The organism is Isoptericola hypogeus (assembly GCF_039531145.1).
In the GTDB taxonomy this organism is placed as follows: domain Bacteria; phylum Actinomycetota; class Actinomycetes; order Actinomycetales; family Cellulomonadaceae; genus Isoptericola; species Isoptericola hypogeus.
In genome coordinates this window covers 395,581-403,632 of the sequence record NZ_BAAAPM010000005.1, presented here as the reverse complement: position 1 = coordinate 403,632, position 8,052 = coordinate 395,581, and the positions used below count along the sequence as shown (strand labels likewise).

The window sequence follows — 8,052 nt, the reverse complement described above, 5'->3', positions numbered from 1 at the left end:
CCGAGCGGGTCGACGAGCGCCCGGCGCACGTGCTCGGCGTAACCGAGCCCGGTGACGGACTCGACCACCAGGCCGAGCAGCCCGTACGCGAGGTTGGAGTACTTGAAGTGCTCGCCGCGGCCCAGCACCTCCCCGTCGGCACGGACCGAGGCGAGGAGCGCCGCGCGGTCCGGGAACGGCGCGCCGAGCTGCCAGTGGTCCGCGTCGCGCCCGTCGCGCAGCACGCCGCCCGTGTGACCGAGCGCCTCGCGCAGAGTGACGGCCCCGACCGGCGCCCCCTCGAGCTCCGGGAGATGGGACGCGAAGGGGTCGTCGAGGCGCAGCAGCCCGTTCTGCGCCAGGGCGGCCACCGCCGTCGCCGTGAAGGTCTTGGAGTGCGACGCGACGCGGAACAGGTGGTCGGTCGCCAGCGGTTCTCCCGTGGTGACGTCGACGACGCCCCACGCGCCGTCCAGGACCACGTCGCCCCCGACGAGCACGGCGTACTGCACCCCCGGCACGCGGGCCAGCCCGGCTTGCGTGGCCACCCATCGCTCGAGGTACGTGATGTCCAGCGGGGCGTCGGGCGTATCCGGGTCGGTCGACATGCGGACACCCTAATGAGGGCTCGCGGAGTGCTGGCCTGCGACGACGGCGGCGGGCCTACGCCGAGCGATGAATTCTCTGTCGGCGGCCCGTCGTAACGTCTAGCGTGACCCCCGTCACACCCGGGAGAAGACTCATGACCTCACCCTCGAACGACCCCGACCAGCACCCCGGCCCGCCCCCGGGCCGGCACAGCAACCACGAGCCCGCGTCCGCCCCGCCGCCCGGCGACGGGTTCGCCGTCGAGGCCACCGGGCTCGTCAAGCACTTCACCACGCGCAAGCAGGTCACCAAGGCCGTCGACGGCATCGACCTGCGGATCCCTACAGGCACCGTCTTCGGTCTCCTCGGGCCCAACGGCGCGGGCAAGACGACCGTCGTCCGGATGTTCGCCACGCTGCTGCGCCCCGACGCGGGCTCGGCCCGCGTGCTGGGCCACGACGTCGTGCACGACGCCGACGCGGTACGCGCCGCGGTCGGGCTCACGGGACAGTACGCCTCCGTCGACGAGGACCTGACGGGCACCGAGAACCTGCTCATGCTCGCGCGCCTGTACGGGTTCACGGGCGCGAGTGCCCGGCGACGGATCGAGGGCCTCCTCGAGGCGTTCAGCCTGTCCGACGCCGGCGCACGGCAGGTCAAGACCTACTCCGGCGGCATGCGGCGACGCATCGACCTCGCCGCCTCGCTCGTGCTGGCGCCGCGCGTCCTGTTCCTCGACGAGCCCACCACCGGCCTCGACCCCCGCAGCCGGAACCAGGTGTGGGACATCGTGCGCGTGCTCGTGGAGGACGGCGCCACGGTGCTGCTCACCACGCAGTACCTCGAAGAGGCGGACCAGCTCGCCGACCGCATCTCCGTCATCGACCACGGCAAGGTCATCGCCGAGGGCACGACGAGCGAGCTCAAGCGGTCCGTCGGTCAGGGCGCGGTCGACCTGCGCCTGGCCGACTCCGCGCGCCGGGGCGAGGCGGCGGCGATCGTCGAGCGGCTGCTCGGCACCTCCCCCACCCTGCCGACCGACCCGTACGCGCTCAGCGCGCGCGTCCCTGACGACGGCGCGGACGCGGTCGCGCACGTCCTGCCCGCGCTCGCCGAGGCCGGGATCGCGGTCCCCGAGTTCTCGCTCGGCCAGCCGAGCCTGGACGAGGTGTTCCTGACGCTCACGGGCAGGCCGCTGCCGGACGACGACACCGCCGACGACGGGAGCGGCGCAGGCCGCGACGCCGGTGTCCCCGCCGAGGAGGTGTCCCGATGACTACCCAGTCCACCGACCACGAGGCCACCATCACCCCGACGAGCCTGCGGCAGGCGGTAGCGCTCGACGAGCGCCCGTCACGCCCGTCGGCGGTGTCGACCACGATGACGTTCGGGTGGCGCGCGCTGCTGAAGATCAAGCACGTGCCCGAGCAGCTGTTCGACGTGCTCGTCTCGCCCGTCATCTTCACGCTGATGTTCACGTACCTGTTCGGCGGGGCCCTGATGGGCTCCACGTCGACGTACATCCAGTTCCTGCTGCCGGGGATCCTCGTGCAGACGATCGTCTTCGTGACCGTGTACACGGGGTACACGCTGAACACGGACATCACCAAGGGGGTGTTCGACCGGTTCCGGTCGCTGCCGATCTGGCGCCCCGCACCGATCGTCGGCGCCCTGCTCGGGGACCAGGTGCGCTACCTGATCGCGTCGGTGATGACCATCGGCCTCGGCCTGATCCTCGGGTTCCGTCCCGACGGCGGGTTCGTCGGCGTGCTGCTCGGCGTGCTGCTCCTGCTGGTGTTCGCGTTCTCGCTGAGCTGGATCTTCACCATCCTCGGGCTGCTGCTGCGCACCCCGAACTCCGTGATGGGCGTGTCGATGATGGTGCTGATGCCGCTGACGTTCGCGTCGAACATCTTCGTGGACCCGTCGACGATGCCTGCGGCCCTCCAGCGGTTCGTCGAGATCAACCCGGTCTCGCACCTGGTCACCGCCGTCCGCGGGCTCATGGCCGGGCAGCCCGACAGCGGCGAGATCATCTGGGTGCTCGTGTCGGCGGTCGTGCTCACGGCCGTCTTCGGCCCGATCACGATGCGGCTGTACCGCACCCGCCACTGAGGTGTTGTGAGCATGAATTTGGCCCGGTTCCGGTCCTGGAACCGGGCCAAACTCATGCTCACAACAGTGGGGACGCCGCGCGCGCACGCCGGATCGCGACCCGGACGCGCGCCACGAGCTCCGTCGGGTCCCGGAGGTCGTCCGCGACGACCACGATCACGGTCCACCCGAGGGCTTCGAGCATCCGGCGCCGGCGGACGTCGTCCCGCCACTGCGCCGGGTCGGTGCGATGCTGGTCGCCGTCGTACTCGATCGCGACCTTGAGAGCTCGGTAGAGCATGTCGACCCGCTTCACATAGGTCCCGTCCGGGGCCGTGACCACGCCGTTCACCTCCGGGCACGGCAGATTCGCGGCCGTCAGGGCAAGACGCGTCCGGGTCTCGGTCGACGAGTCCGTCCCCGGGCACATCCGCTCGACCTGCTCGCGCACCCGCACGATTCCCTTGACCTTGTGCGTGCGCTCGGCGATCCCGGCCAGCTCGGCCGGTGTCACGAGCGGGCCCTTTCGGCGCATCATCGCGTCTCCCAGCACCACGACGTCGTCCGGCAACAGGAGTCCGGCGCCGACGTGCACGAACGTCTGCGCCGGCGACGTGACGAGCAGCCCCTCGAGCTCGACGGTCTCGAGGAACGTCTGGCGCGACCAGTGCGCGACGATGTCGTCACCGCCGCGCTGGGGCCGGTCCTGCACCCGCGAGGTCACCGCATGGATTCTCGTGTCGTCGGCGACGGTCCAGGGGATCTCGACCCCGAGCAGCCGTAGCGCAGTCGTATGGCTGAACGCGACGCCGTCGTCGAGGAGCGGCGCCAAGGCACGGCACCGTGACACGAGGTCGTCCGGCGTGCCCGCGGCAACCCGAACTCCGTGGAACGGCGATCGCCACCGTCTCGTCGATCGCAGCTGCTTGCGGGTCAGCCCCGCACGGAGGGCGTCGGGGACGGTGAGCGGCCCCGACGACGGGGTGTCGAACGCGTTCATCCCCGCAGAGTGCCGTGGCTTGCGGTCCCTCGTGCGGCCGATCCACAGCCCCCGCTGTGAGCATGATTTTGGCCCGCTTTCCGTGGCGAAAGCGGGCCAAAATCATGCTCACAGCGTCAGGCGGCGGGTTCGGCGTCCTCGCGCAGCTCCTCGTCGCACTTGCGCGTCACGACGAGCACCGGGCAGGCCGAGTGGTGCAGCACGGCCTGGCTCGTCGAGCCCAGCAGCAGGCCGCGGAAGCCACCGCGACCGCGCGACCCGACGACGATGAGGTCGGCGCCCGTCGAGAACTCGGTGAGGAGCTCGGCCCCCGATCCGTCCAGGACGTGCCGCTTGATGGTGATCCCCGGGTTCTCGGCCTCGAACCGGTCCACGGTGACGTCCAGTCCCGCCTTGACGTCGGCCAGCACCTGCTCGTGGTCGATCTGCGAGGGCAGCCAGGCGAGCACCCCCGCGCCGCCCGCGAGCGGCACCCCGGCGACCGCGACGAGCTCCGCCCCCCAGACCTGCGACTGCGCGACGGCGTGCTTGAGCGCCACCTCCGCCGACGGGGACCCGTCGACACCCACGACGATGCGACGCACCTCGTGCACCACGTCGCCGTCGCGCCGGTCGGGGTCCGTCGACGCGCCCGACCCGGAACCGCGGTACGGCACGACGACCGTGGGGCAGTGCGCGTGCGCCGGCAGCGCGGACGAGACGGTGCCGAGCAGCCGCTCGGTGAACCCGCCCTTGCCCCGGGTGCCCACCACGGCCAGCGCGTGCTCCCGCGACTGCTCCACGAGCACGCCTGCCGCGTCGCCCGACGCGACCGTGGCCGTGACCGGGACACCGGCCCCGGCGACCCGGGCCTGGGCCTCCGCCAGGACCGCCTTGGCCCCCTCCTGGATCGCGGAGTCGTCGAGCGCGGCGTAGCCGCCGTCCAGGGAGGCCGCGGTGAACGACGGGAGCGAATAGCTGCACACGACGTGCAGACCCCACCCGGTGCGCCGCGCGTACGCGGCGGCCCAGTCGAGAGCGTGCAGGCTCGCTGCCGAGCCGTCGACCCCCACCAGGACGACCTCAGGACGTGTCATGTCGCGCCTCCCGTCGAACGAGCCCGCTGCGCCGCCTCACCGTCGAGACGACCGGGCACGTTCAAGCCTAGCGAAAGGTCCGCGCAAGGCACAGCAAAGCGCCGGGGAACGCGACGACCCCCGACGCTCCGTGCGGAGCGCCGGGGGTCGCGGCGTCGGGGTTGCCCGAAGGTCAGCCGGTGACGCGCAGGAACGTCGGGCTGGACTGCCAGATGTCCCGCACCCGGGTGTCCCAGCCGTCGGGCCGCGACGCGTCGATCTGCTGGCCGTTGCCGATGTAGATCGAGATGTGCCCCGGGGACCAGATCAGGTCGCCGGGCTGCGCCTCGGACGACGAGACGACCTGGACGTTCGAGGCGTAGCGGATCGCGCTCGACTGGTGCGGCAGGTCGATGCCGACCTGGGCGTACACGTAGGTGACCAGGCCCGAGCAGTCGAAGCCGCCGGGCGTGGAGCCACCGACGACGTAGGGCGTGCCGATGTAGCGCGAGGCGATCGACACGATCTGGGAGCCGAGCGACGAGGACGAGGCGACCTCGGGGACCTCGGTGCGCTCCGCGGAGCGCGACACCGTCTCGGTGGCGGTCTCCACGACCTCCTCGACGACGGGCTCCGGCTCGGGCGCCGGGGTGATCTCGGCCTTCTCCGCGACCTTCGCGGTGATCTTCTCGACGTCGACCTTGGCCTTGGCGTCGACCGCGACGACCGGAGCCGCCTGCAGCGCGTTCTTGGCCTGGTCGGTCAGGGCGCCGAGGTCGACGGTGTTGAGCTTGTTGGCCGCGTCGTGGTCGACCGGAGCGGCCTGCGCCGCGGTGGCGCCGCCGAAGGTCGAGACCAGCAGGCCGCCAGCGGTGGCGACCACTGCGGCCCTACGCCCTGCAGCGGCGGTACCGACGCTGAGCGGCGTGAGCGGACGGCGCGCGGCACGGTGCCGGGCGCGCGTGGTGCGTGCGTTCACGTGTTCCCTCTCCTGTCGCCTACGAGGTGAGCTGTCGGGTTCGGGTGGGAGAAAGCACCCGGCCGTCCGGGTCTGCCGTGCAGACCGACCCGTGCGGCTTCACCCCGAGGACACCGTCTCCGATGCCCGGAAGTGGGTCCCCCGCCCCTGCCTGGGGTTAAGGTGCCCGACCGGCGGCAGGGCTCGGCGTTCCGGTCGAGACTCACCAGATGGCCGGCGAGTGGTTGAAACCGTAGCGGACCCGGCCGTCAATGTCACGTTTCGATCACAGGAGGTGACCAGAGGGCACGAAAACCCTGTCCACAGGCCGTTTCCGGCCCCTCGGGAGGTCGCCGACCGGACGCGCCGACGCCCCGCCGCGCGGTGCGCGACGGGGCGTCGGTGGGGCCGCCGAGCGGCCGGTGCGGCGGCTCAGCCGACGCGGATGAACGTGGGGTTCGACTGCCAGATGGCGCGGTACTGGACGACGTCGCCCGGCTTGGGGGCGTCGATCTGCATGCCGTCGCCCGCGTAGATGGCGACGTGGCCCGGGGTCCACACCAGGTCACCCGGCTGCGGGTCGGAGACGACCGTGCCCGCGTAGCGCTGCTCCGAGGTGGTGCGCGGCAGGCTGATGCCGACCTGCGCGTAGACGTACTGGGTCAGGCCCGAGCAGTCGAAGCCGGACGGGCTGGTGCCGCCCGAGACGTACGGGACGCCGACGTAGCGCATCGCGATCGACACGATCGACGAGCCGTTGGCCGACGCGGGAGCCGCGGTCGAGACCTCCTCGCGCTCGGCCGAGCGCGACGCGGTGTCGGCCGACGTCGAGGTCGACTCGGACTCGTACGACGTCTCGACGACGACGGGCTCCGGCTCGGGAGCGGGCGTGATCTCGGCCTCGGACGCGATCTTCGCCGTGATCTTCTCGACGTCGACCTTCGCCTTGGCGTCCACCGTGACGACCGGGGCCGCCTCGAGCGCGTGCCGCGCCTGGTCGGTGAGCGCGCCGAGGTCGACCGTGCTGAGCTTGTGGGCGGCGTCGCTGTCCACCGGCGCGGCCTGGGCGGCGCTCGCGCTGGCGAACGTGGAGACGAGCAGACCACCGGCGGTGGCGACGACGGCCACGCGGCGACCGGCGTTGCCGTTCGTGGCGATGGCGATCGGACGGCGGGCGGCGCGATGCCGGCCGCGGGTGGTGCGTGCGGTCACGTGTCAACCTCTCCTGTCGCCTGCGAGGTCAGCTGTCGGGTTCGGGTGGGAGAAAGCACCCGGCCGTCCGGGTCTGCCGTGCAGACCGACCCGTGCGGCTTCACCCCAAGGACGTCGTCTCCGACGCCCGAAAGTGGGTCCCCCGCTCCTGCCGTGCGGTGTTCCGTGGGAGCTCGGCCGGTGGCAGGGTTCGGCGTCCGTCCGAGCGCCCGCCAGATCGATCTCCGGCGAGCGACCCCGACCGTACCGGATGAATGCCCGCGATGTCACGCTCCGGTCACGACACCCGTGGCATTCCCGCGCGACCTGCGCGGGGACGGCCTCAGCGGGCCGCGACGAACAGGTGCTTGGCGAGGTCCTCGGGGAGCTCCAGGACCACTCCCGAGCCCTCGACCTGCACGGCGTAGTCCCCGCCGGCGATCCGCGCGGCGATGTGCGCACCGGGCACCACGCCAGCCTCGCCGAGGCGCGCGAGCAGCTCGATGTCGACCTGCAGGGGCTCGGCGATGCGCTGCAGCACGAGCGACGTCCCGCCGTCCGCCTCGTCGTCGGCGGCCGTACCGGCCGCGCGCGAGGCGAGGAGAACGGCAGGGAGCGACTTCACGCCGTCGAGGAACGGGACGTCCTCGTACTGCTCGCCCAGCTCGGACAGGCCCGGGATCGGGTTGCCGTACGGGTCGATGTGCGGGTGGTCGAGCAGCGTCACGAGGCGCTTCTCGACCAGGTCGCTCATCACGTGCTCCCAGCGGCACGCCTCCGTGTGCACGTGCTCCCAGTCGAGCTTGATGACGTCGGTGAGCAGCCGCTCGGCGAGCCGGTGCTTGCGCATCACCCGGGTCGCCTTGGCCTGACCGGGCCCGGTCAGCTCGAGATGGCGGTCCCCCGTCACGACGACGAGGCCGTCGCGCTCCATGCGCGCGACCGTCTGCGACACCGTCGGCCCGGAGTGCCCCAGGCGCTCGGCGATGCGCGCACGGAGTGCAGGGATGCCCTCCTCGCCAAGCTCGTAGATCGTCTTGAGATACATCTCGGTGGTGTCGATCAGGTCGGTCACGTCCACTCCCGTCTTCAGGCCCGGGCCTAGTCTATTCGCACCGCGTCCACCCAGGTCCGGTCCTGGTGCGCGCCCTCAGGGGCCTGCGCCATCCTGCACCACGCCACCGACA

At 71.9% G+C, this 8,052-nt stretch carries 8 protein-coding genes and 2 riboswitches; of the genes, 2 read left to right on the top strand and 6 right to left on the bottom strand.

Going from position 1 to position 8,052, the window contains the following annotated elements; translation table 11 throughout:
- The coding region (locus ABD254_RS14485; RefSeq protein WP_344249127.1) for a serine hydrolase domain-containing protein at window positions 1-587 on the bottom strand (587 nt) is incomplete at its 3' end.
- A gap of 134 nt (window positions 588-721) precedes the next feature.
- On the opposite strand from ABD254_RS14485, the gene ABD254_RS14480 reads away from it, so the two are divergent.
- The gene (locus ABD254_RS14480; protein WP_344249126.1) at window positions 722-1,843 is read left to right on the top strand and encodes an ATP-binding cassette domain-containing protein; all 1,122 of its coding nucleotides are present in this window, start codon (window positions 722-724) and stop codon (window positions 1,841-1,843) included.
- Complete coding sequence (locus tag ABD254_RS14475; RefSeq protein ID WP_344249125.1) at window positions 1,840-2,682, top strand: ABC transporter permease; 843 nt, start codon at window positions 1,840-1,842, stop codon at window positions 2,680-2,682. Before ABD254_RS14480 ends, ABD254_RS14475 begins: the two co-directional genes overlap by 4 nt.
- A gap of 58 nt (window positions 2,683-2,740) precedes the next feature.
- On the opposite strand, the gene ABD254_RS14470 is transcribed toward ABD254_RS14475, so the two are convergent.
- From ABD254_RS14470 to ABD254_RS14450, 5 genes are all read right to left on the bottom strand, one after another.
- Complete coding sequence (locus tag ABD254_RS14470) at window positions 2,741-3,493, bottom strand: endonuclease domain-containing protein (RefSeq protein WP_344249124.1); 753 nt, start codon at window positions 3,491-3,493, stop codon at window positions 2,741-2,743.
- Window positions 3,494-3,777: 284 nt separating this feature from the next.
- On the bottom strand, window positions 3,778-4,737 hold the full coding sequence (locus ABD254_RS14465) for a universal stress protein (protein WP_344249123.1): 960 nt from the start codon (window positions 4,735-4,737) through the stop codon (window positions 3,778-3,780).
- Window positions 4,738-4,909: 172 nt separating this feature from the next.
- Window positions 4,910-5,599 (bottom strand): C40 family peptidase, encoded by a 690-nt coding sequence (locus tag ABD254_RS14460; protein ID WP_344249122.1) that lies wholly within the window; start codon window positions 5,597-5,599, stop codon window positions 4,910-4,912.
- 96 nt (window positions 5,600-5,695) lie between these two features.
- Window positions 5,696-5,870: riboswitch (cyclic di-AMP (ydaO/yuaA leader) on the bottom strand.
- A 236-nt stretch (window positions 5,871-6,106) separates the two neighbouring features.
- Window positions 6,107-6,886, bottom strand: coding sequence for a C40 family peptidase (locus ABD254_RS14455; protein ID WP_344249121.1), 780 nt, complete (start codon window positions 6,884-6,886; stop codon window positions 6,107-6,109).
- Window positions 6,887-6,889: 3 nt separating this feature from the next.
- Window positions 6,890-7,057, bottom strand: a riboswitch (cyclic di-AMP (ydaO/yuaA leader).
- Between the two features lie 151 nt (window positions 7,058-7,208).
- Window positions 7,209-7,940, bottom strand: coding sequence for an iron-dependent transcriptional repressor DtxR (locus tag ABD254_RS14450; protein WP_344249120.1), 732 nt, complete (start codon window positions 7,938-7,940; stop codon window positions 7,209-7,211).
- Window positions 7,941-8,052: the final 112 nt, after the last annotated feature.

What these genes read in the sequence shown, in the direction of transcription:
- ABD254_RS14480 (WP_344249126.1), top strand. Translation starts at nt 722, where the DNA reads ATGACCTCACCCTCGAACGACCCCGACCAGCACCCCGGCCCGCCCCCG.
- ABD254_RS14475 (WP_344249125.1), top strand. Translation starts at nt 1,840, where the DNA reads ATGACTACCCAGTCCACCGACCACGAGGCCACCATCACCCCGACGAGC.
- ABD254_RS14465 (WP_344249123.1), bottom strand. Translation starts at nt 4,737, where the DNA reads ATGACACGTCCTGAGGTCGTCCTGGTGGGGGTCGACGGCTCGGCAGCG.